Source organism: Beduinella massiliensis (assembly GCF_900199405.1).
GTDB classification, from domain to species: Bacteria; Bacillota; Clostridia; order Christensenellales; family Aristaeellaceae; genus Beduinella; species Beduinella massiliensis.
In genome coordinates this window covers 2,343,337-2,369,983 of sequence record NZ_LT963430.1, presented here as the reverse complement: position 1 = coordinate 2,369,983, position 26,647 = coordinate 2,343,337, and the positions used below count along the sequence as shown (strand labels likewise).

Below are 26,647 nucleotides of genomic sequence, written 5' to 3'. Positions count from 1 at the left end.
ACAGGGGCTTTTTTATACGGAGAAAAGCATGTATAATAGGAAAAAGCACTCGCCGGGCGGAGGAATGGGGCATGCAGGAAATCACCAGCACTCAGAATGAAAAGATACGCGCGCTCAAGGCGCTTTCGCAGAAAAAGGGCCGGGAAGAAGCCGGCTGCTTTCTGGTGGAAAGCGTCAAGATGGTGCGCGAGGCCGCGGACAGCATGCAGGTGCTGACGGTGCTGGTGGACGCTTCGCATGTGGATGCTCTTATGCCCCTGCTTGACAAGCTGGAGGGCATGGGAACGCAGGTGCTGCGCGCGCCTGAGCACGTGCTCAAGAGCGTCAGCGACGCCAAGACGCCGCAGGGTATTTTGGCCAGCGTGCGCATGCCCAAAGCGCCGCAGCGCCTCGCGGGCACACGCTTGGTGGCGCTGGACGGCGTGCAGGATCCGGGGAATGTCGGCACGATTCTGCGCACCGCAGACGCCGCCGGATTTGACGGCGCGCTCCTGGGCGACGGCTGCGCGGACGTATTCGGCCCCAAGGCGCTGCGCGCGACGATGGGTTCGATCTTTCGTGTGCCGGTGCTGCGCGTGCCTGAGCTTCCGGCGTCGCTTACGGCTTATCGGGAAGCGGGCTATTCGGTCGTCACCAGCGAGCTGGACGGTTCGCCTTTTTACCAGCGAAAGGACGTGGGCGAACGCTTCGTGCTCGTCATCGGCAGCGAGGCGCGCGGCGTGTCAGACGCGGTATCCAGGGTGGCCACGCACCGGTTGAAGCTGCCGATGCGCGGGGGCGCGGAATCACTAAACGCGGCAGTTGCTGCGGGCATCATGCTTTACGAGCTGACGCGGCCCGCAGACGAAGGGAGATAAACGTATGAACGTTTCATTGGGTATGGTGCTGGAGGCGCGCGAGCACCTGAAAGGCGTCGTGCATCGCACGGATCTGGTTCCCTCCAAACCGCTGAGCAACGGGGAGTATCAGGTCTACCTCAAGTCAGAAAGCCTGCAGGATACGGGCTCGTTCAAGGTGCGCGGCGCCTACATCAAGATCGCCAGCCTGACGCCGGAAGAGCGTGCCGCGGGCGTCATCGCTTCCTCTGCAGGCAACCACGCGCAGGGCGTCGCGCTGGCGGCCCGCACGTTCGACGTGCCGGCCACCATCGTTATGCCGGAGGGCGCGCCGATCGCCAAGGTAAAAGCGACGCGCGAGCTGGGGGCGACCGTCGTGCTGCACGGCACCGTCTACGACGACGCCTTTGCGTACGCTTGCAAGCTGCAAAAGGAAAGCGGAGCGACGTTCATCCATCCCTTTAACGACCCCATGGTCATCGCAGGACAGGGCACGATCGGCCTTGAAATCGTGGACGACATGCCGGATGTCGACGCCATCGTCGTGCCCATCGGCGGCGGCGGACTCGCGGCAGGCATCGCGGTGGCCGTCAAATCCCTGCACCCGAACATCCGCGTCATCGGCGTGGAGGCGGCGGGCGCGGCCTGCATGAAGGCGTCGCGCGAGGCGGGGCACGTCGTCACGCTCGACAGCGCGAAGACCATCGCCGACGGCATCGCAGTCAAGACGCCGGGCGACGAAACGTTTGAAATCTGCAATAAGTACCTGGACGACATCGTCGCCGTGGACGACGACGAGATCGCTCAGACGGTGCTCTACCTCATGGAGCGCTGCAAGATCGTGACCGAGGGCGCGGGCGCAGCGGCGGTGGCGGCCATCATGGGTCACAAGTTCGAGTGCAGGGGCAAGGTAGCGGCGGTGCTTTCAGGCGGCAACATCGACGTTACGATGCTTTCACGGATTATCGAGAAGGGCATGCTCAAGGCGGGGCGCATGATCAAGCTGCGCGTCGTCATGGAGGACAAGCCGGGCCAACTCACCCTGACCTCGCGCATCATCGCCGAATGCGGCGGCAACGTCGTGCAGGTGCATCACGATCGCTCCTGTGTGGAGCTTGGAATCAACCATGCGCTTTTGGAGGTCTCCGTGGAGACGCAGGACCGTGACCATGCGGAACGCATCATCGGCGAGATCAAGCGCAACGGCTTTTCCCTTCTGGCCTGATTGCGCAAGGGGCTATCCATAAAAAGAAAAAAAGTGGTGGACGCCACTTTTTTTGTATAGTTTCTGTTTACAGCAAATTATCCTCGTCTTCGCTGGACTGCATGAATTCACGGCTGCTGACCCGCTTCAGCTCACGCTGAGACTCTACCATGTCGGAAAGCATCTCTTTGACCTGCGCAGAATGCTTGACGCGCTTGATGTCGAACTCCGGGGTCGATTTGTCCGCAGAACAGCAGTGGATAGTGCCCAGGCCGAAGAGCCGCTCTCCCAGCGAGCGCTTCAGGGTCACGTCCATAATCCGGTAAAGGCGGACCTCTTCTTCCTTCTTGTTAAAAAAACCCGTCTCAATCAACAGCTTTTCATCCGTCAGCTTGTAAACGGTAAAGGACCAGGGGAGCCCAAAAAGTGTGCGCTTGCGGTCATGCCATTGATAGGGTGTATCGCTCATCATCTTATCCTCCGGATTGATTCATCTATTGAGTATTATATCATGGGATTTTTCAATTTTCCAGAGGTTTGCTGAAGTTGCTATTCCAGGCATTGGAATTGACCTTGCTTAAAATGTATGATACAATTTGCAATCACTCCGTCGATCTATGACGGGTTTTAGCCGGAAGATTTGATGTAATAGAAAGCGTTTGACGGCAATCATTGATCATAAAGAAGGGCATTTTATGATGAAACAGAAGCACAAGGGAAAGGCGTCGCTCTGTCAACTGATTGTCGCTGCTTTTGTTATCAGTGTCATACCACTCTACGTCTTTTTTCTCACATTTATCAACATGAGCTTTAAAAGCAACCGGGAAACCATCTTTCAGACCATTAGATATGAATGCGAATCCGCTATGCAGGGAATAGAACGCAGTATCCAATCCATCCAGACGCGGCAGTTTGAGCTCTTGGAAGACGATACCGTAACAAGGCTGGCATTTCCAAAGTACAGCACCGGCAGCGCATATGAACGCGTTTCGGATATTAAGAAAGTTCAGTCTGCGCTGCGTTTGGTCGTCAGTCTGAACGACATCATAGATACGATATCGATTTATTATCCGGAGAAAGGATTCGTTTTAAGCCAAAATGCGGAATCTGGGTATAAAGCTATAGAAAATCTAGAGACGTTGCACTGGCTGAATGATGTATACAAAAATGCAAAGGGCATGCTAGCAACGCGAGAGGACATCTTCTTGGTAACCGCATCGACGGCGCGCGGTGCCGCCAAGCTGGAGCCTTCTATGATGTTACCACAGGTTGTCATTATCACCAAAGTTTCGGTCAAAACGCTGGAACAAGAGCTCCAAATCCATGCAGGGACTGAGCAGGGAAAGGATTTTCTGCTCCTTAGCGGACGGTCGGTCATCACTTCGACTCTCGAAAGCGAAAAGCAGGCAGACTTCGTTTGCGCGATAGTGGAAAAAGAAGGTATTGAAAGCGCAACTCCCCTTAAAGTTGGTAAAGAGTTGTACACGGTATTCGGCGCGGGATCGTTTCTTTCTGAGTGGAAGTTATACGAAGCTGTGAATGAATCGGTCGCTTTTCGACGCATAAACGATCTAAAGATTTTCATCCCCCTCATTACGGTTTTTGTGTTTATCGTGATAAACACCTTTATCTTTTTGGTTTATGGCAGATTGTACCGTCCAATGAAGCGGTTGACGGAATCATTTTTGCGAGTAAAACAAGGAGATTTTGCAGTAGCGCTGAAAGGAGCGAGAACTAGCGATATCGAATCGGTTTATCAGAGTTTTAACGAGATGACAGGAGAACTCAAACGGCATATAGAGACGGAATATACACAGCAACTTCTCTTAAAAGATGCAGAGCTCAAGCAACTGCAATTTCAAATCAGTCCACATTTTCTTTATAATTCCTTTTTCATCCTCCAAAGCTTTCTTGAAGAAGAGGAGTACGAAAGCGCAGAACACATGACGAATGTATTGGGAACCTATCTGCGATATATCACGCGAAACAGACAACCCTTTTCCACGCTTGAAGAAGAGGATAGACATGCCAGGGCGTATATGGAGATACAGCAGATTCGTTTTATGCGCACGCTGAAGACAAATTTTTCGGAGCTCCCATCGGAGATTGCAGATGTACGGGTTCCTCGCCTCATCTTACAGCCTTTGATCGAAAATGCATTTGCTTATGGCATCGCCAAAGAACAAATTGGTGTGATTGAGGTGAAATATCGAGTTTCTTCCAGTCGGATCGAAGTCCTTGTGGAGGACAGCGGTAGCGGAAATCAGTTTGAACACCTTGAAAAGATCCAGGCTATTTTAGCACAGAAGGACACAGGATATGTCGGCATTGCGCTTAACAATATTCACTCCCGCCTTCGTGGTGTGTATGGTGAAGGCAGCGGACTGCGAGCAGAAGCGTCCCCGCTTGGAGGTGTGCGGATGATTATATTGATTGACAGGGGAGAAGCGGATGATTCGTGTTTTAATCGTGGACGATGAACAGATCATTGTCGATGCGCTCTATTATTACATTCTTCGCAAGCAGTGCGAAGAATTGGATGTATACCGCTCCTACGCTTCGTTGGAGGCGTTAAGCCTTCTGGAGCAGGCGAGCTTCGATATCCTGCTGGCGGACATTTCGATGCCGGATATGGACGGACTTGAGTTGATGGAAAAGGCGCGCTCACTGTGGCCGGAGATTCGCGTGATTTATTTTACCGGATTTGATAGCTTTGATTATGCCTACAGGGCGCTGAAGTACGAAGGGGTCAGTTACATCTTAAAGACAGACGGCTACGATCAGATTTGGGAGAGAATTCAAAAAGAGATGGAGCTTCTTCGCACACGGCATTCGATGAGAATGCAGGCTATGGTGTATCGTCAGGCATTAAATTCTCTGGACACGAATGATTTTTGGCAGCGCGTGCTTCAAAATGCTATGAATGATACCGATTTACGGAAGGATAATCCGATGCTTGCGCGGTGGGATTGGCAGCGCCCTTCTTTTTCATTGTATGGGAACTTAAGCCCTTATTCTCCTGATCTGCGTATGGCGGTCGATGAAGCGATAGGCCGTTTTCTTGCGCAGGACTTTGTCTGCTGTTATTCGATTAGCAATACCGTCCTGTACGCGCTACTGCAGTTTTGTGGTCCTCCAACGCGGGAGAAATCTTTTTCTCATATTTACTTTGAGGCAATGCTTGAAAAGATACAGCAGAACATGGCAGAAGCACGCGGCATAGCAGCGTCGTTCGTCTACGGTGAGTCGGTTCTGCAGCCGCAGGATCTTCCGGGTGTTTTTTCTTCTCTGCAAAGTACGATGGAAAGATGCGGTGGGCAGGGCGATCTGCTGCTCATGGCCTATCGAGAGCAAGACTATTCCCGGCAGTGGGCGATCCGACGAATCCAGCAATACGTGGCTGAAAATATAGATCAGGAGCTTTCACTTTTAAAGCTGGCGGATACGGTTCATTTTAATCCGTCCTATTTATCTCGGTTTTATCACCAACAAACAGGCGAGCGCCTTCAGGATTTTATTAATCGGGTGAGACTTGAAAATGCGGCGGCATTGCTTGACGGCTCGCCGCTTCCTATTAAGGATATTGCACAGCGGTGCGGTTATGGCTCTTCAAAGTACTTTGCAAAGCTATTTCGTCAGCAATATGGGCTAGCGCCTGTTGAATGGAGAAAGCGGAATAGGAGGTAAACAAAAGATACTAGATGTAAAAATCCTTGCGTAGACGATGTTGCATATATTCTTTATAATAAAAACAGCAAAAGTGACTGATGTGGGTGCACACGCAGCAGGATCACGAAAGAGCTTAGGAGGGATTTCGTTGAAGAAGTTAAGTTTTTTTCTGGTTCTGATGCTTATATCTACGCTTCTTTCCTCGTTCGCGTTGGCGCAGGACGAACCGATCGAAATTACTACCGTACGCAGTTCGGTTGGTGATCGTATATTGACATTCATCTCGAGATCCGGCGAAAATGACGAGGATAACCGCTGGACACGACTCATTGAAGAGGAACTTGGTATAAAAATCAAGTACAACTGGATTGCCGGAAGTGTGGAGGAATACGATCAGAAACTCAACCTTTCGCTGGCTTCAGGCGATATGCCGGACTTCATCAAGTTTACGTCCTTGAGCCAGGTTCATCAGGCGGTAGAGGCAGGTTATGTTCAGGATGCACGCCCGTTGTTTGACGAATATGCATCGCCGCTGCTCAAGGAAATTTATGCGCTTGATAACGAAGTGGAATTTAACGCATGTACCTTTGCGGGGATTCTCGGTGCGATTCCCAAGATTTCGCCCGCACAGGATACCTACCAGTCCTGCTTTATCCGTAAGGACTGGCTGGATAAGCTAGGGCTTCAGGAGCCGAAATCGCAGCAGGATCTGCTTGCCATCATGGAGGCATTCGTTACGAAAGACCCTGACGGCAACGGTAAGGACGATACATATGCGCTGGGAATTTCTGACGACCTTTGGAACGACCTGTACAACGTCAAGGGTTTCGCCTGTGCCTACGGCGCATATCCGTCTATCTGGTATGACGACGGCAACGGTAAGGTCATTTTCGGCAGCGTGCAGCCGGAAATGAAGGCAATGCTCTCCCAGTTGAATGAAATGTACGAAAAGGGCTGGATTGATCCGGAATTTGTCGTCAACGATGTGGGCGAAAACGTGATTGGTGGCAAAATCGGTGTTGTTTATGGCCCGGCATACGTGCCGTGGATTACGCAGGCAAGCCACAATTTCGACGGTGCGATGTGGCAAGCTTACGTCCTGCCGCACGTGAGTGAGCCCTATGCGAAGACGACGGGCACCTCTTCTACGGCAGAGTACTACGGCATCAACGTGAACGCAAAACATCCGGAGGCGCTGATTCAGATATTAAATCTCTTTGCGGAAAAATGCTGGGGAGAGACCGCACAAGCAGACGTTTACTTTGGCGCGGGCGATGCGGAGGGAATGTACCATCTGTGCCCGTTTAACTTCTTGCATCCCTATAACAATTACTTGATTATGGAAGGTATAGAAAAAGGACTTGCGCAAGGTTCCTCTGAGGGAATTTTCGCACCTGCTGTTGGATTCTATAACGGAGTGATGCTCTACCGTGAGCAGCACGACGAGTTGGCCTGGGCCAATGAGTTTGTAATGTCGCCCAACCCGTATTCCACGACCTCGGTAAACAAATTCCAGCGCGACAACAATCTTGTCGTGACGGCTGCCCGTGCTTGGACGCAGGCAGAGGAAGACCGCGGCGTGGTCTGCGAAAAGCTGCTGAACGATTCCTTCATCAAGATGATCATGGGCGAAATGCCTGTTGACGACTTTGATAAGGTGGTAGACGAGTGGTATAAGCTGGGCGGCGAGGCGATCTCTCAAGAGATGAACGCCTGGTACGGAGCGAATCAATAAACCATTTGCCGGATTGTATCCCTGGATGCAATCCGGCAAACCTACAAATATAGGTGGTAATATGCTTCGAAAGTTTAAAAGAGAGTTTTCGTTTCATGCGATGATGCTGCCCGCGCTCATCCTCACGTTCCTATTCGCTTACATCCCAATGGGCGGAATTACCATTGCCTTCCAAAATTTTATTCCGGCAAAAGGAATGTTCGGAGATCAGCAATGGGTTGGTCTCGGAAATTTCAGGTACATTTTTTCCATGCCGGATGCGTTGAACGTCATACGCAACACGGTCTTTATCTCGGTTGGAAAGATGATCGGCCTGATCATCGTGCCGGTTCTGACGGCTATCCTGCTCAACGAGGTGAATCGGCCTGGCTACAAGCGCGTGCTTCAGACGGTTGTGAGTTTTCCTCACTTCGTCTCCTGGGTGATCATGGCCGCGATTCTTACAAAACTGCTTTCCGGCTCGGGCATGATCAATACACTGCTAAAGACGTTGGGGTTGAAATCTATTCCCTTTCTGAGCAAAGCGGCTGTCTTTCCGTACACGATGATTATTTCAGACATTTGGAAGGAATTTGGTTTCAGTTCTATCATCTATCTCGCTACGATAACGAATATCGACCCGCAACTTTATGAGGCTGCGCGGGTCGACGGAGCAAACCGCTGGCAGCTTAACTGGCATATTACGCTGCCGGGAATGGCGTCGATTATCGTGTTAATGAGCCTGCTTAGCTTGGGCAACATCTTGAATGCAGGTTTTGACCAGATCTACAACATGTATAACCCGATTGTCATGGATACAGGCGACATCATTGATACGTTCGTTTATCGCATGGGCATTATCAACTTCAAGTACGGCGTAGCGACGGCCATGGGCTTATTTAAATCCGTCATATCGTGTATACTCATCAGTGTGTCCTATTACATGGCGTATCGTTTTGCGGATTACCGTGTGTTTTAGGAGGGCAAAGATGAAAAAGAAGATCGATCCGTTTCCATTTGTCTGCACAGCACTGATTACGCTGATGGCCGCAACTTGCCTCATTCCGATTCTACATGTGTTGGCTGTCTCGCTCAGCAGCAATACGGCGGCTTCTGCAGGTGTGGTATGGCTATGGCCTAAGGGTTTTACGCTCACCTCTTACGCTTATGTTCTCAAGCGCGTAATGTTTTGGAAGTCCATGTGGGTTTCAATAGAACGCGTCGTGCTTGGCGGCGCGATCAACGTGCTGATGTGCGTACTAACGGCCTATCCGCTTTCTAAATCACGAGAACGCTTTTCAATGCGCACGCCCTACGTATGGTTCCTCTTTTTTACTACGCTTTTCTCAGGCGGCCTTATTCCTTGGTATATCCTCATAAAGGAATTCGGCATGCTCGATACGATTTGGGCGCTCGTTCTTCCGGGAGCGGTCCCTGTCTTCAACGTATTGGTGATGCTAAATTTTTATCGTGCGATTCCGCAGCAGCTGGAGGAGGCGGCTCTTATTGACGGAGCAGGACAATGGAAAATCCTTATGAGAATCTACTTGCCCGCTTCCCTTCCTGCCATCGCAACGATCACGGTGTTTTCACTCGTCAATCACTGGAACAACTGGTTTGACGGCGTGATCCTGATGAACCGACCGGAGAACTATCCAATGTCCAGCTATTTGCGCATTCTGTTGTTTCAAAGTGACATCCTAGAGGTAAGCAGCAGCAGTAGTCAAGAGCTGAAGGAAATTTCCGAGCGCACGCTTCAATCTGCGCAGATGTTTGTCGGTATTTTGCCTATCTTGTTTGTCTATCCTTTTTTGCAAAAATACTTTGTCAAGGGTATTTTGCTGGGAAGCGTCAAAGGCTAAACTATTTTGAAAGGTGGAGGAGGCATATGTACATCGACCTCGGAAACTTGTTTGCACGTCGCCAAGCGCAGTCCCGTTCGATTAATGCGGAAAATTTTCGCGGGGAAAAGGGGAAGGGCGGGATGGATACCCCTGAGACCGCTAGAAACAAAAGGATCGCATCCGCTAGCCGTGAATTAGGGATGGGCAATAAAGTATCACCGTGCCTGGATTTAGCGGCTGGTGAAACCGTCGAAATCATGGATAATGATGGACCGGGTATTATACGCCACATCTGGATGACGCTGGACCCTGCCTTTTACCGCGATATTATTGTTCGTATGTACTGGGATGGAGAGGAAGAACCCTCTGTCGAAAGCCCAATCGGAGATTTTTTCTGCAATAGCTGGAACAAAGCACAGGACGTCTTTTCCATCCCCATAAACGTCAATCCGCGTGGAGGAATGAACTGCTTTTTTCCCATGCCCTTTCGACGGCACGCACGGATTACGGTGACGAATGACTCGCCTTGTGAGTTGCTTGGCTTCTTTTATACGATTAATTATACTTTAGAAGCAGTAGGGGAAGATGCGCTTTATTTCCATGCACAATTCCGACGTTCAAACCCACTCGCATACGGCAAGCACTACACATTGATCGATAAGATCGAGGGGCGTGGGCAGTATGTCGGTACGTTTATGGCATGGCAGCAAAACAATGCTGGGTGGTGGGGCGAAGGGGAAATCGAAATGTACCTGGACGGCGACGAAACATATCCCTCGATCGTAGGGACAGGCACCGAGGATTACTTTGGTGGCGCTTGGGGATTTGCACACGAAAAGGACAGCCGTAGCTTTTCAGCACCTTACTTTGGATACATTGACGCATCAGACGGGCAGCCAGGCTGTATGCGAGCGGGTTCACGCTTCATTCTATACCGTTTTCACGTTCACGATCCAATCTTTTTTGAAAGAGAGCTCACCGTAAGAATGCAGGCGTTGGGCTGGCGTAAAGAAGGAAGATATTTGCCTCTCCAGGACGACATCGCAAGCGTTGTTTATTGGTATCAGGATCTGCCACACGCAAAATTTCCGGAACTACCCTCACGGAATAAACGCGAGATTATTTAAAGGATAAAAGGAACCAGCGTCTTTTGACAGATCGCTGGTTCCTTTTGCGAGCATTTGTTTGATTATAGGCTGGCGCCCTGCGCCGCTTTAGGCTGGTATGCAGCCTCCATCACGCGCGTGAGCAGCACGGCCTGCTCGATGCCGAACTCCGGCAGGTCGTAGCCCTCGTTTACGGCCCTGACCCATTGACGCACAGGCAGCTCCGGCTTTTCCGGCAGATCGGTAATTTCCTTCCATTCGCCGCCGGTCGCCTCGCAGCAGGCCTGCAGCGTGCCGTGCACCATCAGCGCGCCCTTGGTGCCGCTGATCTCCAGCGTGTAAGGGTTGTTCTGGGAGACGAAGCCCGTCTCCGAAACGCCGATGACGCCCTTGGGGAATGTCAGCACGCTGACCGCATTATCCTCAACCGGGCGGTTCGTGAAACTGGTGAAGGTGGACTGTACGGACAGGGGCTCACCCAGCAGCCAGCACAGCGTGTACATCGGGTGCGCCCCCAGATCGATCATCGCGCCGCCGCCGCAGAGCGTGCGGTCGTAGAAGTGCGGGGGCAGCCAATCGGCGGTGCTGCCGTTGTGCACATTGCGTACGCGGGCATAGGTCACCTCGCCCAGCTCGCCCGCGTCGGCCATCTGCTTGGCGCGCAGGATCGACGGGTTGCACTTGTGGGGGAAGGAGATGACGAAGCGCGTGCCGTTACGGCGCACAGCCTCCTGAATGCGCAGCGCATCCTCGGTTCTGAGTGCGAGCACCTTTTCCGTGAACACAGCCTTGCCCGCGTCGCAGGCGCGGATGATGATGTCCGGATGCAGATTGGTGGAGGTGGTGATGGAGACGCCGCCGATTTGCGGATCGGTGAGCACCGCCTCATAGCTTTCGTATGCGCGGCAGCCGAGTTCCTCGGCCCAGGCTTTGCAGACCGCCGCATCCTCATCCCAAACACCGGCAATTTCGCAGCCGGGCGTGGAGGAAAGCTCGTGGGCATAGTCCCTGGCATGCACGTGCCATTTGCTGATGAGCGCAACCTTAAGCATGCTAACGCCCTCCCTTACTTGTTAAAATACACGGGCTCGCCCGTCCGGGCGGAGGTATAAATCGCCTCGAGGATTTCAGAGACGACGCAGGCCTGCTCCGGCAGCACGACGGGATCGGTGTCGTTCTCCAGCGCATCGATCCAACGGCGCTGCTCGGTGATGCCGGGGGTTTCCTTCACGCCGTCGTAGAACGCGACGCCGCCCGCCGCCATGTCCGGCACGACCTCGATCAGACGGTCAAATTCTGCCTTGTTGATGGAAAGGCCGTTTTTGATTTGCGCGCCAGCCTTGGAGCCGCAAAGCTGTACGCTGCCTTCCGGGATGGGCTCGATGGTATTGAGCGCCCAGGTCGCATCCAGGGTGATCGTGGCGCCGTTTTCCATGACGATAAAGCCGAACGCTGCGTCCTCCAGGGTGTTGGCGCCTTCCGCCCAGCCGCCCCAGGGGTTGCCGCACTCGGGATGCTCGACCTTCTTGTACTTGGTGCCGACGACCATGCGCGGCTTGTAGTTGTTCATGAGGTAGAGCGTGAGGTCGAGGGAGTGCGTGCCGATGTCGATCAGCGGCCCGCCGCCCTGCTCATACTCGTTGAGGAAGACGCCCCAATTCGGCGTGCCGCGGCGGCGGATGGCCAGGGCCTTGGCGTAGTAGATGTCGCCCAGGTCGCCGCGCTCGATGACGCTTTTGAGGAAGCGGCTTTCGGGCTTATGGCGATGCTGATAGCCGATGGTGAGCTTTTTGCCGGTCTCCTTGGCCGCTTCCACCATGCGGCGCGCGTCGGCCGCCGTCTTGGCCATGGGTTTTTCGCACATGACGTGCTTGCCCGCATGAAGTGCGTCGATGGTGAGCTCCGCGTGGGAACGGTTGGGGGTCAGCACGTGTACGACATCGATCGTCGGGTCTTTCAGCAGTTCCTTGTAATCGGTGTAAACCTTGGCGTCGGGCGTGCCGTATTCCTTGGCGGCCTTCTCGGCGCGCTCGGGGACGAGATCGCAGAACGCGACCATATCCGCGCGGTCGACCGCCTTGATGGAGGGCATATGCTTGCCGTTGGCGATGCCGCCGCAGCCGATGATGCCGATACGAAGTCTCTTGGACATGGAAAAAACCTCCCGTTTTTTTGAGTATAGGATAGCATAAACGGGCTGGCTTTGATATAATAACTTTGGCTGAAAGTATCAATTTTTTGCGAAAGAGGGAGCACATGCGCATCTATCATGAAACGCGCAAGCCCGCGGACAGCGTGCAGTATTTATACGATTGTAACCTGCAGCGGCGCACGGGGCGGGCGACGGTGGCGCAGGCGCACATCCACGAGTGCTTTGAGATCCTGTACTGTACGCAGGGCGCCTTCCGCCTTCGCGTCGGCGGGCAGCCCTTTCGGCTGTCTCCTGGGGACATGGCGCTCATCGATCCGATGGAGGCGCACCATACGCAGGCGGTCGGTCCGGGGGAGAACGCCTATATCGTGCTGAAGTTTGCGCCGGAGGTTCTTTACAGCGCCGAACAGCCGCTTTACGAGTTGGGCGCTCTCGTACCGTATCTGCGCTTTGGCGCGACGCACCAGAAGATCTTTACGGACGAGGAAATGCGCTCTGCGGGTATGGACGCGGCGGTGCTCGAAATTTATCAGGAATTTGCGCAGCGCCGATACGGCTATACGCTCGCGGCGCGCGCAGGCATCGGGCGGCTTTTTGTCTGGATTTTGCGCCGCTGGCACGAAAAGAACGAGGTGGAGGCGCTCAGCGACACGGCGGCGCGATTGCTCGAGCGTGCATTTACGTTCATCGAAAACAACTATGCGCAGGAGATCACCATGCGCGACGCCGCACGCTACTGCGACATGTCGTATACGTCCTTTTCACGGTTCTTTTCGCAGTATGCGCAGCGCGGCTTTGCGCAGACGCTCACCCAGGTGCGCCTCAAGAAGGCTATGTTCCTGCTGCTGACGACCGACCTTTCGACCACGGAAATCGCGATGCAGACGGGGTTTTCGACGGCGAGTTATTTTATTTCGCGCTTTAAGGAGATGAATCACATGACGCCGGGACGCTACAGGCGCGGGCTGGCGCTGGAAGGAAAATAGGGCATGAGCCGCCTGCTTTGGGATGTGAATGGGCAAGGTGCCACGTGTCACTGTTAAATATTTGATATTTTTTCACGAGTCCACCTTGCCAGTCGATAAGATTTGCGTTATAATAACCACAAGTCTTGTCGGTATTCGGATCGTCTGGAAGCCGGCATTCTGACAATCATTTTAGGAGGCGTTTTTTCTTGAAGAAATGGATCGCATCCCTTCTGGCCCTGACGATGGTCTTCTCTCTCGTTTGCGTTGGCTCTGCCGGCGCGGACTCGGGATATACCATCCGCATCTACTCTAACTCCAACTCCACCGAGCGCACGACCTGGCTGATCAACGAAGCCAAGCAGGCGGGCTTCAGCATTTCCATCGACGACAACACCGTCCTCTCGGGCGACACGGCCGCCATTCAGGCCGCGAACGAGAAGAAGGACGGCGATATCCTCTTCGGCCTCAACGAGACGCGTTGGAGCCAGGTCGTCAACGGCACGTATGAAAACCTGTCCGTGATCGATTGGACGCCCTCCTGGGCGGATCAGGTGGGCGCGTACGTCTACCCCGGCAAGGCTTACGGCCTGGTCATTCAGAACGTCCTGATGCTGTACCGCACGGACGACCTGGGCACCAAGGGCGAGAAGCTCTCCTTCAAGCACTGGGCCGACATCGTGGACTGCGGCTACAAGTGGTATCGCCAGGGCAAGGTCGGCGGCACCACGAACGCCAACATCAACTCCGCGATGCTCTATGCGTTTGTCGATCCGACCTCCAAGGCGGGCGGCATCTCGATCGACGGTTGGAAGACCCTGTGGAACTACTGCGCGAACGGCATGTTCACGGGCGACTCCTACGGCTTTGACGCGCTGAACCGCGGCGACGTGCAGGTTTCCACGTTCTATTCCTCCTCGCTCTACGGCAAGATCGACGCGGCGGCGGACAGCTCCGAGAATCCCCTCAAGGGCACGATGACGCCGGAGAACTGGGAACTCGTCGACATTGAGGACGGTACCTATTACATCGCCGAGTACCTGGGCGTGCTCGACCGCGAAGGCCGCACGGATGAAGAGACCGAGACCGTCAAGGCATTTGCCGAGTGGTTCGGTTCCGCCGAAGTGCAGGCTGCGTGGGGCGAAGAGTTCGACTCCTACCCCTGCAACGAGGACGCGGCCAAGATGCTCTACCCGGATGGCGTCCCGGCGATCTACACCCTGAAGAACTTCGCGCTGGAGAAGGTGGAAGGCACCGACATGAACTACGCCGAGTACGTGGCGGCCCACTCCAGCGAATGGACCAACATCATGACGAATCTGGGCTTCTACTGGGCGGACGCGAACGGCGCCGCTGCGGAGCCTGATTGGGAAAATCTCGATTGGGCCGTGCTGACGCAGCCCGCTGCCTAAGCGACAGGATCATACAAAAGCATAGTGAACGGTTTCGTGCGGCGAGTCGTTTTACGGCTCGCCGTACGATGTTCCTCCATGTTTCGCCCCGCATGGAGCGAGTGATTTGAAATCAGAGAGCAGGTGTTCAAAATGATTCAGTTGAACGGCATCGAAGTGAAGTTTGGGGACTTCACCGCGCTTCACGATATCAATGTAAACGTGAAGGAAGGCGAGTTTTTCACCTTCCTGGGGCCGTCGGGCTGCGGAAAGACGACGACGCTGCGCACGATCACGGGCTTCATCGAGCCGGTGCACGGTACGGTCTGCGTAAAGGACAGGGATATCACCCACGTGCCGATCGAAGAGAGAAACATCGGCATCGTCTTTCAAAGCTACGCGCTGTTCCCAACGATGACGGTGTACGACAATATCGCGTTCGGCCTCAAGCTCAAGAAGCTGAAAAAGGGCGAGATCGATGAAAAGGTGCGGGGAATCGCCAAAAAGGTCGATCTTTCAGACGAGCAGCTTAAAAAGGCGGTATCGCAGCTCTCGGGCGGTCAGCAGCAGCGCGTGGCCATCGCGCGCGCCCTGGTGACGGAGCCCGCGATCATCTGTATGGACGAACCGCTTTCCAATCTGGACGCCAAACTGCGCGTACAGCTTCGTAACGAGCTCAAGGCGATGCAGAAGGAGTTCGGCATCACGACCATTTACGTGACGCACGATCAGGAGGAAGCGCTTACCCTGTCTGACCGCATCGCGGTCTTCAACAAGGGGTTTATCGAGCAGATCGGTACGCCCAACGAGGTGTACAACCACTCCGCGACGGAGTTCGTCTGCAACTTTATCGGCGACATCAACCGGCTGGGGGAGGAGATCGTCGGGCGCATGATCGCCAAGGGCGCGAAGCTCTCGATCAAGGACAACAACTACGTACGCCTGGAGCGCCTGCACGTGAATACCCCGCCGCAGGACGGCGTGATGGTCGTAGAAGGCAAGATTGAGAACCGCGAGTATTACGGCCTTTACATCAAGTATTACATCCATGCCTGCGGGCAGACGATCAAGGTCATCGAGAAGAACGACGGCGTGAACATCTACGAGCCCGGTCAAACCGTCCACATCAACATCAACCCGGCGGACGTCATGGCCTATACGCCCGCCGAGGCGTAGAGGGGAGGGCGACGTATGCAGCAGACGATACAGAAAAAGCGCTTTCGTACGGATATTCTCGTCAAGGTCTTGGGGATCGCGTTCTTCGCCTACCTTTTCTTTGGCTTTATGCTTATTCCCTGCCTGAACACGCTGACGCAGGTATTCAACGCGAAGAACGCGGCAGGCGAGGCCGATCCCTTTGCGGTCATCCGCTTCTTTTTCGCCGGCAACATGGGCAAGTACGTGCTCAATTCCCTTAAACTGGCGCTGTGTCTGGTGGTCACGGTTAACGTCGTCGGCGTTTCGATCGTGCTGCTGACGGAGTACTTCGACATCAAGGGTGCGAAGATTCTGCGGCTGGGCTATATGACGACGCTGATTTACAGCGGCGTCGCGCTGGTAACGGGTTATCTGTTTCTCTACGACCGGGACGGCATCATCACGACGATGCTCGTCAACGCCTTTCCGGGGCTCAACCCCAACTGGTTCTCCGGCTTTAACGCGGTGCTTTTCACGATGACGTTCGCCTGTACCAGCAACCACGCGCTGTTCCTGCGCAACGCCATCCGCGGCATCGATTATAACACGGTGGAAGCGGCGCGCAATCTCGGCGCGAAGCCCTTCAAGGTGCTGTGGAAGGTCGTCTTCCCGACGCTGATACCTACGATGTTTTCGCTGACGGTCATGACGTTCATCACCGGCCTATGCGCCATGTCCGCGCCGACGCTGCTGGGGTATGACTCCATCAATCCGGAAATCGTCCGTCTGGCGGGCTCGTCTATCGCGGACGAAGCTTTTCCGCAGGCGCGCGCGGCGCTGCTTTCGATCATTCTGGCGATGTTCACGATCATCCTGTTAACCGTCCTTTCCTTCTATGAGCGCAAGGGGCACTACCTTTCCGTCTCCAAGACGAAGGCCAAACTGGTCAAGCAGAAGATCACGAACCCCGTATCCAACGTGCTGGCGCACATCTATGCCTACGTGCTCTTCATCATCTACATGACGCCCGTGGTGATGATCGTCATCTTTTCGTTCCAGACGTACAGCGCGATCCGAATGAAGAAGCTGGATCTCGCCAACTGGACGACGATCAACTTCTTTGGTTCGCAGGATTATTCGTATCTGACGAATCGGGGAACATACCGAACACGAGAGGGCGCGATCTCAGGCCTCTTTTCCAACAGCTCGACGATGAGCGGCATCAGCACGAGCTTCGTGATGAGCGTCATCGCGGCGGCGCTGGCCTGCCTGATCGTCGTGATCGCCTGCAACTACATCTTCAAGCACAAGAAGTCGGGCATTCTGCTGGAGTACAGCATGCTGTTTCCGTGGCTGCTGCCGACGATCCTGATCTGCTATTCCTACCGCACGTTCTTCAACGACGACTCAATTTGGTACGTGTTCAACAACAACCTGTACTACATGAACAACGTGCGGCTGCTCATCATCATCGCCTATACGGTGGTCAGGCTGCCATTCTCCCTGCGCATGATAAAGGCGTCGTTCTACGCGATAGACGAAGAGCTGGAGGATGCGGCGCGAAACCTGGGCGCGAGCGGGCTTACGACCTTCCTCAAGGTTAAGCTGCCGATCATTTTGCCCAGCGTCCTGGCGGTATTCGCGCTCAACTTCAATTATCTGTTCACGGAGTACGACATGTCCGCGACGTTCGCCAGCTCCTACGGCACCACCTACGCGATGGTCATTCAGAGCATGTGCGCGGATGAGGGGCTGTACGGCTACAACGTGAACGCTTCGGGACGCCGCTGCGCATCGACGGTCTTCATCATGCTGGTCTCCGGCCTTATATTGTACCTCGTGTACGGCGTAGGCGCGCGCGACCTAGGTGAACGCCTCGACATACGCGAGAAGCGAAGAAAACGCTGGAATTCATTGAAAGGGCGATTTACAAAACTAAAGTCAAAGCCGAGGCCAAAAACGGATGTTTCGGTTTCGCCCGCAGGGGATTAGAAAAATGGCTGATGCAGATAACTGCGTCAGCCATTTTTTAGGGAAGACACTAAATTAACCCAGCGCGACGTCCAGAATCATCATAATGATGAAGCCCGCCATTACGCCGAGCGTTCCGGCGTTGGAGTGCTCGCCCAGATGCGCCTCCGGGATGAGCTCTTCCACGACGACGTACATCATCGCGCCCGCAGCAAAGGAGAGCAGCCAGGGCATCAAAGGCTGAATGCCGCCCGCGACGAGCACGGTGAGGATGCCGAAGATCGGTTCTACGATGCCGGAAAGGCTGCCCAATACAAATGCCTTTGTGGCGGAGAGGCCTTCCTGGCGCAGCGGCAGGGAGATTGCCGCCCCCTCCGGGAAGTTCTGAATGCCGATGCCAAGGGCGAGCGCGATTGCGCCCGCGCCCAGCGCGACGCTGCCGCCGTGCTGCGCGGCGCGGGCAAAGGAAAGGCCGACGGCCATCCCCTCGGGGATGTTGTGCAGCGTGACCGCGAAGACGAGCAGCGTCGTGCGCTTCCAGGAGGAGGAGACGCCTTCCGGCTTGTCCGCGCCCGGATGCAGGTGGGGGAGCAGGCTGTCCATGAGCATCAAAAAGGCGATGCCCATCAGAAATCCGCCCGCCGCAGGAATCCAGCCGATTCCGCCGGCGGCTTCCGCCTCTTCGATGGCAGGAATGAGCAGAGACCAGACGGAGGCCGCGATCATGACGCCCGCGGCGAGCCCCAGAAAGATGCGCTGAATGCCGGCGTCGATTTTGTTTCGGAAAAAGAAGACGAGGGAAGCGCCGAGCGTCGTCATCAGAAAGGTAAAGCCGGTGCCGCCTGCGGCCCATAAGAGGGAATTTGCCATGAAAGGACCTCCTTTGCGCGCTTATTTCAGGAACCCGGCGATGATCTTTTCCTCGGCTTCCTGTTCAGTCAAACCCAAGGTGCGCAGCTTCAGAATCTGTTCGCCTGCGATCTTGCCGATCGCGGCCTCGTGAATGAGCGCGGCGTCCGTGTGGGCCGCCCACAGTTCGGGCGCGGCGTTGACCGTGCCGTCGCCCACCAGGATGGCGTCGCACTCAGAATGACCCGAGCAACGGTTGTTGCCGCGGATGACGGAGTGGTATTCCTGATGGGAACGCCCCTTGGCGACGGAGCGGGAGATGAGATCCACGCCGGAATCCTCGCCGTCGAGAGTGACCTCGAATTCGGTCTTCGCCTGTTCGTCATGGTCCGTGAGCAGGCGCTCCCGAATGATGAGGCGGGCGCGGGCTGCGAGCTTCGCGCGCGTGGTGCGCACGGTGGAATTAACGCCGCTGAGTTGAATCGTGTCCATCTCCAGACTGGCATCCTCCGCGAGCGTCGCGTCGGTCACGGGATCGATGCGTTTAGCGCCCGTGCCCGTGCCTGTACCGATGTGCTTTTCCTTGTACAGGACGTGTGCGCCGCGCTCCAGAAAGAAGCGGTGGATGCCGTTGTGGCGCGCTTCCTCCTCATCGTCGGTGTGCACGCCGCAGCCCGCGACGATGACGACGTCCGCTCCCTCGCCGATATAAAAGTCGTTGTACACGAGATCGTCCACGTCGCCGTGCGTCACGCAGGCGGGGATGAAGACGGTTTCCCCTTTCGTTCCGGGCAGCACGTGGATGATGAGACCGGGCGCATCCTTTTTGGAGTCGATTTTGATGTTCTCGCTGGACTGGCGTCCGGCGCACTGGCCGTCTTCCCGAATATTGAACGCGCCGTTGAAGGAACCCTTCCAATCGGATACGACGCTGAGCAGCATTTCCGTAATCTTATTCATGTTGCATGACCTCCACCTGACGCGGGCAGCCCGCAAATGCCTCGCCCTGCAGGAGCGTAGGCAATACCTCTTCCCTGGGACCGGACGTGCGCACGCTCCCGTTCGCGATGACCACGATTTCGTCCGCGATATCCAGTATACGCTCCTGGTGCGAGATGATGAGCAGCGAACCGGAGAGCTTTCCGCGCATTTCCTTGAACACGCTGATGAGGCTGGAAAAACTCCACAGATCGATGCCCGCCTCCGGTTCGTCGAAGATCGAAACCTTCGCGCCGCGGGCGAGGACGCTGGCGATTTCAATGCGCTTGATCTCGCCGCCCGACAGGCTGGCATTGATTTCCCGATCGATGTATTCGCGCGCGCATAGGCCGACCTTCGCGAGGACGTCGCACAGCCCCGACTCCGTCAGTTTGCCGCCGGCCGCGAGCTCGATGAGCATGCGCACGGTGATTCCCTTGAAACGCACGGGCTGCTGAAAGGCGTAGGCGATGCCGCGGCGCGCGCGCTCCGTGACGTCGAGGGGGGTGATGTCCTCCCCGTCCATGCGGATTTTGCCCGTAGAGGGCGTCTCGAGCCCGGCGATGATCTTGGCAAGCGTCGTCTTCCCACCGCCGTTCGGCCCCGTTACGACGACCAGCTTGCCGTCCGGAATGGCGAGATCGATGTCTTTGAGGATTCCGCCGCCATCCGGCAGATCCCAGGAAATTCGCTCCAGTTGAAGCATATCTGTTCCTTCTTTCTGATGGTATATCAATCGGCATGCCGAGCGTTCAATCGGAGGACAAACATCAGCTTGTCCGAATCGACAGCAGCCGATGCAGGACGCAGGGACAGTATAGCACACGTCCATCGTCGAGGCAACGTTAATTCCGAGTATTTTCGTCAAAATTATTTGGCAGGGATGCATGGAGCAGGGAGGAGAGGAACGTATCCGCGGCGAAGGAGAGCGGACGGCCCGCTGTGGATATGGCGCAGATACTGCGGGGAGGCGGAGATTCCTTGAGCGATAGCTCAAAGAGATCTCCCTGCGCGATGGCCTCCCGCGCAAAATCCTGCGGCACAAAACCGATGCCGAGTCCCCGGCGAACGACGGGCACGAGCAGATCCGCGGTGGAAAGCTCGATGTCCGGGGCGAGCGTCAGCCCCTGACGCGCAAAGAACTGATCCAGATACTGACGTGAGTGCGTTCCTGGAATCAGACAGACCAGCGGATACGCGCACATCTCGCTCAGCGTCAGGGTGCGCCCGCGCAGAGAAGCAAAGGAGCTTCCGGCAACGGCGATATCCCGAAAGGCGCAAAGCGGCGTCACGCTGAGCCCGTCCGTTTCTCCGACTGGGGAGACGACGACCGCCAGATCGACCAGCCCGTCGCGCAGAGCCTGCAGAGCGGCGTCGGTTAATCCGTTTAATATCTTCAGGCGTATGCCGGGATACGCCTTGCGAAAGCGTTCGAGCGGCCCAAGCAGGTAGTGCTGAAGGGTCGTTTCGCTCGCGCCGATGCGCAGCGTTCCCTCGCGAAGCGCGCGACGCTGATAGAGCGCTTCTTCTGCGTCCGCGATATGCCTGCGTGCCTTTTCGACACCTGCGTAGAGCAGCTCGGCTTCCGGCGTCAAAGAGACACCCTTTTTCGTCCGGACGAACAGGCGACAGCCCAGTGCTTCCTCCAGCTGCGCCATGCAGCGGCTGACCGTCGGCTGGGAGAGGTACAGGGCCTTGGCTGCATAGGTGATATTTCCGGTTTCCGCCACGGCGGCGAAGATTCGATAGGCGTTCCAGTCCTCGTTCACGTTTGCCTCCTTTACAATCTACAATAAAAATGAATGAATAATATAAAAAATTGATATTTGCAAATGGATGACGCCGTCAGTATAATACATGCGATAAAGCGTTGCAAGGGGGAATAGCTCGTGGAGCGGGATTTGACCGTCGGGGATCCGGGGCGCGTGCTCTGGCGATTTTCGCTGCCCATGTTCATCAGCGTCATCTTTCAGCAGTTCTACAACATTGCGGACAGCGTCATTGCGGGGCAGTTTGCGGGCGAGGACGCGCTCGCAGCCGTCGGGGCTTCCTATCCCATCACGATGATCTTTATGGCAATCGCGGTCGGCAGCAACATCGGCTGTTCGGTCGTCATCTCACAGCTGTACGGGGCCCGGCTTCTGGGAAGGATGAAGACCGCCGTTTCCACCACTTTGATCGCGTCGGTCGCGCTGTCGATTGTTCTGACCGTCGTGGGCCTGGGCGGGAGCGCGGGGCTCATGCGCCTCATCAACACGCCTGAAAACATCTTTTCAGACGGCGCGCTCTATCTTCGTATTTACATCGGCGGCTTTCTTTTCCTGTTTCTGTACAACATCTGCACGGGCATCTTTCAATCGCTTGGCGATTCGCGCACGCCGCTGTACTTTCTGATCGGATCCTCCATCGGCAACATCGTGCTGGACCTTCTGTTCGTCGCGGGCTTTCATTGGGGCGTTGCGGGCGTCGCGTGGGCGACGTTTCTCGCGCAGGGCGCCGCCTGCGTGCTGGCGTTTGCGACGCTGCTGGGGCGCCTGCGCCGGATTCACGCGGACGGGCCCTCCGCGCGCTTTTCGACGCAGATGCTGATGGACGTCGGCCGTATCGCTGTGCCGAGCATCCTGCAGCAGAGCTTCATCTCGGTGGGCAATATCTTCATTCAGGGGCTGGTGAACAGCTATGGCTCCGCGGTCATCGCAGGGTATTCCGCCGCAGTCAAGCTCAACACGTTTACAATTACCTCTTTCACCACCCTGGCAAACGGCCTTTCCAGCTTTACCGCTCAGAATGTCGGCGCAGCCAGATTTGAACGGGTACGCGGCGGGCTAAAGGCCGGACTCGTGATGGCGTTTGCAGTGGCGGTTCCGTTCTTCGCCGCCTTCTTCTTCCTGAGCGAATCCGTCATGCGCATTTTCCTAGGCGAACCGGGCGGGTTGGCGATGCGTACGGGCGCGACGTTTCTGCGCATCGTATCCCCGTTTTACTTCGTCATCTCTGTCAAGCTCATGGCGGACGGCGTACTGCGCGGCGCGGGCGCGATGCGGGATTTCATGATCGCCACGTTTACCGACCTGGTGCTGCGCGTGGCGCTTTCCTTCGTCCTGGCTGGGCTGATGAAGGACACGACGGGCATCTGGCTCTCCTGGCCGATCGGCTGGACGGTCGCCGCAGCCTGCTCGGTCGCGTTTTACATGAGCGGGCGCTGGAAGAACGCGGGCGTCATCCGGCGTGAGAGCAAAGCGCTTGCGAGCGAACTGGAATGACAAAAAAGAAATTCGGCGCGAGGGTGTACAGGCCTCGCGCTTTTTGTTAAACTGAATAGAGCAAAATAGACGGAGGCGTATTTATGGAAAGGCAATATCGGGGCATCCTCTTTGATTTGGACGGCGTGATCTGCTATACCGACCAGTACCATTACCGCGCGTGGAAGACGGTCGCCGACAGGCTGGACATTTACTTCGATGAAGCGATCAACAACCGGCTGCGCGGCGTGTCGCGCATGGAAAGCCTTGAAATCATTTTGGAGCGCTATGACGGCGTGCTGACCGACGCGCAAAAGGTTGAGCTGGCGACGGAAAAGAACGAAATCTATAAACGCCTGCTCTCCGATATGACGCCTGCGGATCTGCCGGAGGCGGTGCGAAAGACGCTGCCGATCCTTCGGGAGCGCGGCTTTGCGCTCGCGATCGGGTCTTCCTCCAGAAATACACAGTTTATCCTTTCACGCATCGGGCTGGAGGGTTTCTTTGACGCGGTTTCGGACGGGAACAACATCACCCGCTCCAAGCCGGACCCGGAGGTGTTTTTAAAGGCGGCGCAGTATTTGTCGCTTGCGCCGGCGGAATGTCTCGTCGTTGAGGATGCGAAGGCGGGCATCGAGGCGGCGATTGCCGGTGGATTCGACAGCGCGGCCATGGGCGACGCGGTGAAATGCGGCCTTGCGACCTATGCGCTGGACGGCTTTGACGGTCTGCTGGACGTATGCAGGGAACCCTTGCGGGTTTAAACCGCCGCGAAAGCAACGTTCGGCTGGGGAAGCGGCTGCGGAAAAATCCATCGCATTTTTTCGCAAATGGATTGCCGGTAAGGGGCGGATATGGCATAATAGTCGAATGGAATGAAGCGGCAGGCTATGGGACAAAGAGGAGGAATCGGTTTGTCCAGGATCGGATTTGACAACGACAAGTACATCGCCATGCAGTCGGAACAGATCAGGCGGCGAATCTCGGAATTCGGCGGCAAGCTGTATCTGGAATTCGGCGGCAAGCTATTTGACGATTACCATGCGGCGCGCGTGCTGCCGGGCTTTAAGCCGGACAGCAAGGTGAACATGCTGCTCAAGCTGAAGGATCAGGCGGAGATCGTCATCGCTATCAGCGCGGCGGCGATCGACAGCAACAAGCGGCGCGGCGACCTTGGCATCACCTACGACGTGGACGTGCTGCGCCTGATCGACGCCTTCCGGGAGATCGGATTGTACGTGGGCAGCGTGGTCATTACGCAGTACAAGGGGCAGAGCGCCGCGGATGCGTTCCGCAAACGGCTGCGCTCGCTGGGCATCAAGGTCTTTCGCCATTACGTGATCGAGGGTTACCCTTCCAACATCCCGGTGATCGTCAGCGAGCAGGGATATGGCAAAAATGAGTACATTGAGACGGAGCGCTCCCTGATCGTCGTCACGGCGCCGGGACCTGGAAGCGGCAAGATGGCGACCTGCCTTTCGCAGCTCTATCATGAGCACAAGCGCGGAATCAAGGCGGGCTATGCGAAGTTTGAGACCTTCCCGATCTGGAACCTGCCGCTCAAGCATCCCGTCAATCTGGCCTATGAGGCGGCGACGGCGGATCTCAACGACGTCAATATGATCGATCCTTTCCACCTTCAGGCCTACGACAGCATCGCGGTGAACTATAACCGGGATGTGGAGATTTTTCCCGTTCTGAATGCGATTTTTCAGAAGATTTACGGCGAATCTCCCTATAAATCGCCCACGGACATGGGCGTCAACATGGTTGGCAACTGCATCGTGGACGACGAGGTCGTCTGCGAGGCCTCGCGTCAGGAGATCATCCGCCGGTATTATGAGGCGCTGTGCGCGCAGCGCCAGGGAACGGGCGATGCCGAGGCGGTTTACAAGATCGAGCTGCTGATGAATCAGGAGCATATCGAAGCAAAGGACAGAGCGGTAGTGCCCTCTGCGCAGAGCGTCGCGAAGAAGACGGACGCGCCCGCCGCGGCGCTGCAGCTTCCGGATGGGCGCATCGTAACCGGAAAGACCAAGGAGCTGCTCGGCGCGTCGTCGGCGCTGCTGCTCAACGCGCTCAAGGCGCTGGCGGGCATCCCCGATTCAGTGCACCTCATCAGCGCCGCAGTCATCGAGCCGGTGCAGGCGCTCAAGGTGCAATACCTCGGCAACCACAACCCGCGGCTGCACATGGACGAGGTGCTGATCGCCCTTTCCATCAGTGCGGCGAGCGACGAGCGCGCGGCTGCGGCGCTCAAATGCCTGCCACGGCTCGATGGATGCGAGGCGCATTCTTCCGTCATTCTTTCGAGCGTGGATGCGTCGATCTTCCGCAAGCTCAAGATCAATCTCACGTGCGAGGCACGGTACGAGACCAAAAAGCTGTATCACCGGTAACGCGTTTTACACCCGATTGTGTTGGAAAAACCCCCGCACGGCGCCTGGCAATTTGCGCTGTGCGGGGGTTTTTCCATGTATGAGGGATTGTTAAGAACGTGCGAGCGCCTGCGCGCCGACCGTCATGACGATGCTTTCATCCGGCATAACCCAGAGCGCCTCGACGCCATCCAGACCTTCGATCAGCGCGCGGCTCTCCTCGTAGGGAAGAAGAAATGCCGCGGTAGAGAGCAGGTCCGCAAGGCCGGAATCGGCGGTCAGAATCGTGACAGCCCGGTAATAGGCGCCGGGCATCAGCGTCCTTGGATCGATCAGATGATGATAGCGCCTGCCCTCGACCGTGTAGTAGCGCTGATAGTCGCCGCTCGTGACGATGGACATGTCTGAGACGGCGAACTTCGCGAGCATGTCGTTTTCGGAGTTGGAGAGGATGAACCCCTCCGGCTTTTGTACGCCGATGGTCCATGCGGCGCGCCCGTCGGCCGGGGCGGCGCCCACGCGCACATTTCCTCCTGCGCTGATGACGAAGGAGGGCATTGCCGAGGCAGCGAGCTGCCGGGCGACGTATTCGGTGGCATAGCCCTTGGCGACCGCGCCGACATCGAGCTGCAACTCCGGATCCTTGAAGAAGACGGTGGAGTTTTCGGTGTCGAGCACCACGTCGTCCATGCTGATGTGCGCAGCGGCGGCTTGAAGTTCCTCCATCGGAGGAAGGCTGGCGCTCGTGGGATCGTCCAACCCCGCCTCGCGATAGGCATGCCAAATCGAGAGCACGCTGCCCATGGCGACGTTGACCGCGCCGTGCAGGTCGGGCTGGTTGTCACGGCAGAAGACGAGCAGGTCCATGAGCACGGGGTCAATCTGAACGGGCTCCTTTGCTGCGCGTTGATTGACCGTGTAGACGCTGACGACCCCCTGCGCCGTGTAATCGTGGTAGGCGTCGAAGAGCATGTGCAGGCGCTGAAAGCTCTTGTGCGCGCTCTCGGCGACGCTGTTAAACGTCTCTTCGTCCACGGCGTAGCCGGTCAACTGGATGAGCGTATCGAACGTATCGAAGTACAGGATGGAGAACTTTTGCTGCGCGGGCGCGGCGGTTGCGTCGGGCTGTCGGGCGGCGGGGGACGTGCAGCCGCCCAGCGAAGCTGCCAGCAACAGCGCGCAGAGCATGAGACATAACGATTTTTTCATCG

General features: G+C 56.1%; 23 protein-coding genes. 15 read left to right on the top strand and 8 right to left on the bottom strand.

From position 1 onward, the window contains the following. The first annotated feature begins 71 nt into the window (after window positions 1–71). Complete coding sequence (locus tag C1725_RS11495) at window positions 72–857, top strand: TrmH family RNA methyltransferase (RefSeq protein WP_102411741.1); 786 nt, start codon at window positions 72–74, stop codon at window positions 855–857. A 4-nt stretch (window positions 858–861) separates the two neighbouring features. Beyond that, a complete protein-coding gene (ilvA, locus tag C1725_RS11490; RefSeq protein WP_102411740.1) occupies window positions 862–2,061 on the top strand; it encodes a threonine ammonia-lyase in 1,200 nt (399 codons plus the stop codon). 67 nt (window positions 2,062–2,128) lie between these two features. On the opposite strand, the gene C1725_RS11485 is transcribed toward ilvA, so the two are convergent. After that, entirely contained in the window at window positions 2,129–2,512 is a 384-nt protein-coding gene (locus tag C1725_RS11485; RefSeq protein WP_102411739.1) for a PH domain-containing protein, read from the bottom strand. Window positions 2,513–2,735: 223 nt separating this feature from the next. Here C1725_RS11485 and C1725_RS11480 point away from each other — a divergent pair, with 223 nt between their 5' ends. The 6 genes from C1725_RS11480 (at window position 2,736) to C1725_RS11455 (ending at window position 10,394) form a co-directional block, all read left to right on the top strand. Further along, window positions 2,736–4,520 carry a histidine kinase gene (locus C1725_RS11480; protein WP_102411738.1) on the top strand — a complete coding sequence of 595 codons (1,785 nt, stop codon included), beginning with the start codon at window positions 2,736–2,738 and terminating at the stop codon, window positions 4,518–4,520. Next, a complete protein-coding gene (locus tag C1725_RS11475; RefSeq protein ID WP_102411737.1) occupies window positions 4,492–5,727 on the top strand; it encodes an AraC family transcriptional regulator in 1,236 nt (411 codons plus the stop codon). The genes C1725_RS11480 and C1725_RS11475 overlap by 29 nt, the downstream gene beginning before the upstream one ends. A 130-nt stretch (window positions 5,728–5,857) precedes the next feature. Further along, window positions 5,858–7,444: an extracellular solute-binding protein gene (locus C1725_RS11470; protein WP_346026608.1), complete on the top strand. Its 1,587-nt coding sequence runs from the start codon at window positions 5,858–5,860 to the stop codon at window positions 7,442–7,444. 61 nt (window positions 7,445–7,505) lie between these two features. Continuing rightward, window positions 7,506–8,402 (top strand): ABC transporter permease subunit, encoded by an 897-nt coding sequence (locus C1725_RS11465; RefSeq protein WP_102411735.1) that lies wholly within the window; start codon window positions 7,506–7,508, stop codon window positions 8,400–8,402. A 10-nt stretch (window positions 8,403–8,412) separates the two neighbouring features. Beyond that, a complete protein-coding gene (locus C1725_RS11460; RefSeq protein WP_102411734.1) occupies window positions 8,413–9,285 on the top strand; it encodes an ABC transporter permease subunit in 873 nt (290 codons plus the stop codon). Window positions 9,286–9,311: 26 nt separating this feature from the next. Continuing rightward, complete coding sequence (locus tag C1725_RS11455; protein ID WP_102411733.1) at window positions 9,312–10,394, top strand: DUF2961 domain-containing protein; 1,083 nt, start codon at window positions 9,312–9,314, stop codon at window positions 10,392–10,394. Window positions 10,395–10,456: 62 nt separating this feature from the next. Here C1725_RS11455 and C1725_RS11450 read toward each other — a convergent pair whose 3' ends face one another. Together C1725_RS11450 and C1725_RS11445 are read right to left on the bottom strand one after the other, a co-directional pair. Beyond that, on the bottom strand, window positions 10,457–11,425 hold the full coding sequence (locus C1725_RS11450) for a Gfo/Idh/MocA family protein (protein WP_102411732.1): 969 nt from the start codon (window positions 11,423–11,425) through the stop codon (window positions 10,457–10,459). Window positions 11,426–11,439: 14 nt separating this feature from the next. After that, window positions 11,440–12,525, bottom strand: coding sequence for a Gfo/Idh/MocA family oxidoreductase (locus tag C1725_RS11445; RefSeq protein ID WP_102411731.1), 1,086 nt, complete (start codon window positions 12,523–12,525; stop codon window positions 11,440–11,442). A gap of 104 nt (window positions 12,526–12,629) precedes the next feature. Here C1725_RS11445 and C1725_RS11440 point away from each other — a divergent pair, with 104 nt between their 5' ends. The 4 genes from C1725_RS11440 (at window position 12,630) to C1725_RS11425 (ending at window position 18,010) form a co-directional block, all read left to right on the top strand. Continuing rightward, a complete protein-coding gene (locus tag C1725_RS11440) occupies window positions 12,630–13,511 on the top strand; it encodes a helix-turn-helix domain-containing protein (RefSeq protein ID WP_102411730.1) in 882 nt (293 codons plus the stop codon). A 188-nt stretch (window positions 13,512–13,699) separates the two neighbouring features. Beyond that, a complete protein-coding gene (locus C1725_RS11435; RefSeq protein WP_102411729.1) occupies window positions 13,700–14,902 on the top strand; it encodes an extracellular solute-binding protein in 1,203 nt (400 codons plus the stop codon). Window positions 14,903–15,034: 132 nt separating this feature from the next. After that, on the top strand, window positions 15,035–16,057 hold the full coding sequence (locus C1725_RS11430) for an ATP-binding cassette domain-containing protein (RefSeq protein ID WP_102411728.1): 1,023 nt from the start codon (window positions 15,035–15,037) through the stop codon (window positions 16,055–16,057). A gap of 15 nt (window positions 16,058–16,072) precedes the next feature. Continuing rightward, window positions 16,073–18,010, top strand: coding sequence for an ABC transporter permease subunit (locus C1725_RS11425; RefSeq protein WP_102411727.1), 1,938 nt, complete (start codon window positions 16,073–16,075; stop codon window positions 18,008–18,010). Window positions 18,011–18,064: 54 nt separating this feature from the next. Here C1725_RS11425 and C1725_RS11420 read toward each other — a convergent pair whose 3' ends face one another. The 4 genes from C1725_RS11420 to C1725_RS11405 form a co-directional block, all read right to left on the bottom strand. Beyond that, a complete protein-coding gene (locus C1725_RS11420) occupies window positions 18,065–18,859 on the bottom strand; it encodes a ZIP family metal transporter (protein WP_102411726.1) in 795 nt (264 codons plus the stop codon). Between the two features lie 21 nt (window positions 18,860–18,880). Beyond that, window positions 18,881–19,798: a SufD family Fe-S cluster assembly protein gene (locus C1725_RS11415; protein WP_102411725.1), complete on the bottom strand. Its 918-nt coding sequence runs from the start codon at window positions 19,796–19,798 to the stop codon at window positions 18,881–18,883. Next, window positions 19,791–20,522 carry an ATP-binding cassette domain-containing protein gene (locus C1725_RS11410; RefSeq protein WP_102411724.1) on the bottom strand — a complete coding sequence of 244 codons (732 nt, stop codon included), beginning with the start codon at window positions 20,520–20,522 and terminating at the stop codon, window positions 19,791–19,793. The genes C1725_RS11415 and C1725_RS11410 overlap by 8 nt, the downstream gene beginning before the upstream one ends. Window positions 20,523–20,661: 139 nt before the next feature. Then, window positions 20,662–21,585: a LysR substrate-binding domain-containing protein gene (locus tag C1725_RS11405; RefSeq protein WP_102411723.1), complete on the bottom strand. Its 924-nt coding sequence runs from the start codon at window positions 21,583–21,585 to the stop codon at window positions 20,662–20,664. A gap of 120 nt (window positions 21,586–21,705) precedes the next feature. Between C1725_RS11405 and C1725_RS11400 the strand changes: the two genes are divergently transcribed. The 3 genes from C1725_RS11400 (at window position 21,706) to C1725_RS11390 (ending at window position 25,457) form a co-directional block, all read left to right on the top strand. Continuing rightward, entirely contained in the window at window positions 21,706–23,079 is a 1,374-nt protein-coding gene (locus C1725_RS11400) for an MATE family efflux transporter (RefSeq protein ID WP_102411722.1), read from the top strand. A gap of 83 nt (window positions 23,080–23,162) precedes the next feature. After that, window positions 23,163–23,822 carry a beta-phosphoglucomutase gene (gene pgmB, locus C1725_RS11395; protein WP_102411721.1) on the top strand — a complete coding sequence of 220 codons (660 nt, stop codon included), beginning with the start codon at window positions 23,163–23,165 and terminating at the stop codon, window positions 23,820–23,822. A gap of 150 nt (window positions 23,823–23,972) precedes the next feature. Then, window positions 23,973–25,457, top strand: coding sequence for a DUF1846 domain-containing protein (locus C1725_RS11390; RefSeq protein ID WP_428829584.1), 1,485 nt, complete (start codon window positions 23,973–23,975; stop codon window positions 25,455–25,457). Window positions 25,458–25,547: 90 nt separating this feature from the next. On the opposite strand, the gene C1725_RS11385 is transcribed toward C1725_RS11390, so the two are convergent. Next, the gene (locus C1725_RS11385) at window positions 25,548–26,645 is read right to left on the bottom strand and encodes an FAD:protein FMN transferase (RefSeq protein WP_102411719.1); all 1,098 of its coding nucleotides are present in this window, start codon (window positions 26,643–26,645) and stop codon (window positions 25,548–25,550) included. Between the last annotated feature and the right edge of the window lie 2 nt (window positions 26,646–26,647).

Bases quoted from the DNA above. Each gene is read 5' to 3' on its own strand.
- C1725_RS11495 (WP_102411741.1), top strand. From the start codon at position 72: ATGCAGGAAATCACCAGCACTCAGAATGAAAAGATACGCGCGCTCAAG.
- C1725_RS11480 (WP_102411738.1), top strand. From the start codon at position 2,736: ATGATGAAACAGAAGCACAAGGGAAAGGCGTCGCTCTGTCAACTGATT.
- C1725_RS11415 (WP_102411725.1), bottom strand. From the start codon at position 19,798: ATGAATAAGATTACGGAAATGCTGCTCAGCGTCGTATCCGATTGGAAG.
- C1725_RS11430 (WP_102411728.1), top strand. From the start codon at position 15,035: ATGATTCAGTTGAACGGCATCGAAGTGAAGTTTGGGGACTTCACCGCG.
- ilvA (WP_102411740.1), top strand. From the start codon at position 862: ATGAACGTTTCATTGGGTATGGTGCTGGAGGCGCGCGAGCACCTGAAA.
- C1725_RS11450 (WP_102411732.1), bottom strand. From the start codon at position 11,425: ATGCTTAAGGTTGCGCTCATCAGCAAATGGCACGTGCATGCCAGGGAC.
- C1725_RS11475 (WP_102411737.1), top strand. From the start codon at position 4,492: ATGATTCGTGTTTTAATCGTGGACGATGAACAGATCATTGTCGATGCG.
- C1725_RS11420 (WP_102411726.1), bottom strand. From the start codon at position 18,859: ATGGCAAATTCCCTCTTATGGGCCGCAGGCGGCACCGGCTTTACCTTT.
- C1725_RS11410 (WP_102411724.1), bottom strand. From the start codon at position 20,522: ATGCTTCAACTGGAGCGAATTTCCTGGGATCTGCCGGATGGCGGCGGA.
- C1725_RS11425 (WP_102411727.1), top strand. From the start codon at position 16,073: ATGCAGCAGACGATACAGAAAAAGCGCTTTCGTACGGATATTCTCGTC.
- C1725_RS11485 (WP_102411739.1), bottom strand. From the start codon at position 2,512: ATGATGAGCGATACACCCTATCAATGGCATGACCGCAAGCGCACACTT.
- pgmB (WP_102411721.1), top strand. From the start codon at position 23,163: ATGGAAAGGCAATATCGGGGCATCCTCTTTGATTTGGACGGCGTGATC.
- C1725_RS11460 (WP_102411734.1), top strand. From the start codon at position 8,413: ATGAAAAAGAAGATCGATCCGTTTCCATTTGTCTGCACAGCACTGATT.
- C1725_RS11440 (WP_102411730.1), top strand. From the start codon at position 12,630: ATGCGCATCTATCATGAAACGCGCAAGCCCGCGGACAGCGTGCAGTAT.
- C1725_RS11445 (WP_102411731.1), bottom strand. From the start codon at position 12,525: ATGTCCAAGAGACTTCGTATCGGCATCATCGGCTGCGGCGGCATCGCC.
- C1725_RS11385 (WP_102411719.1), bottom strand. From the start codon at position 26,645: ATGAAAAAATCGTTATGTCTCATGCTCTGCGCGCTGTTGCTGGCAGCT.
- C1725_RS11455 (WP_102411733.1), top strand. From the start codon at position 9,312: ATGTACATCGACCTCGGAAACTTGTTTGCACGTCGCCAAGCGCAGTCC.
- C1725_RS11465 (WP_102411735.1), top strand. From the start codon at position 7,506: ATGCTTCGAAAGTTTAAAAGAGAGTTTTCGTTTCATGCGATGATGCTG.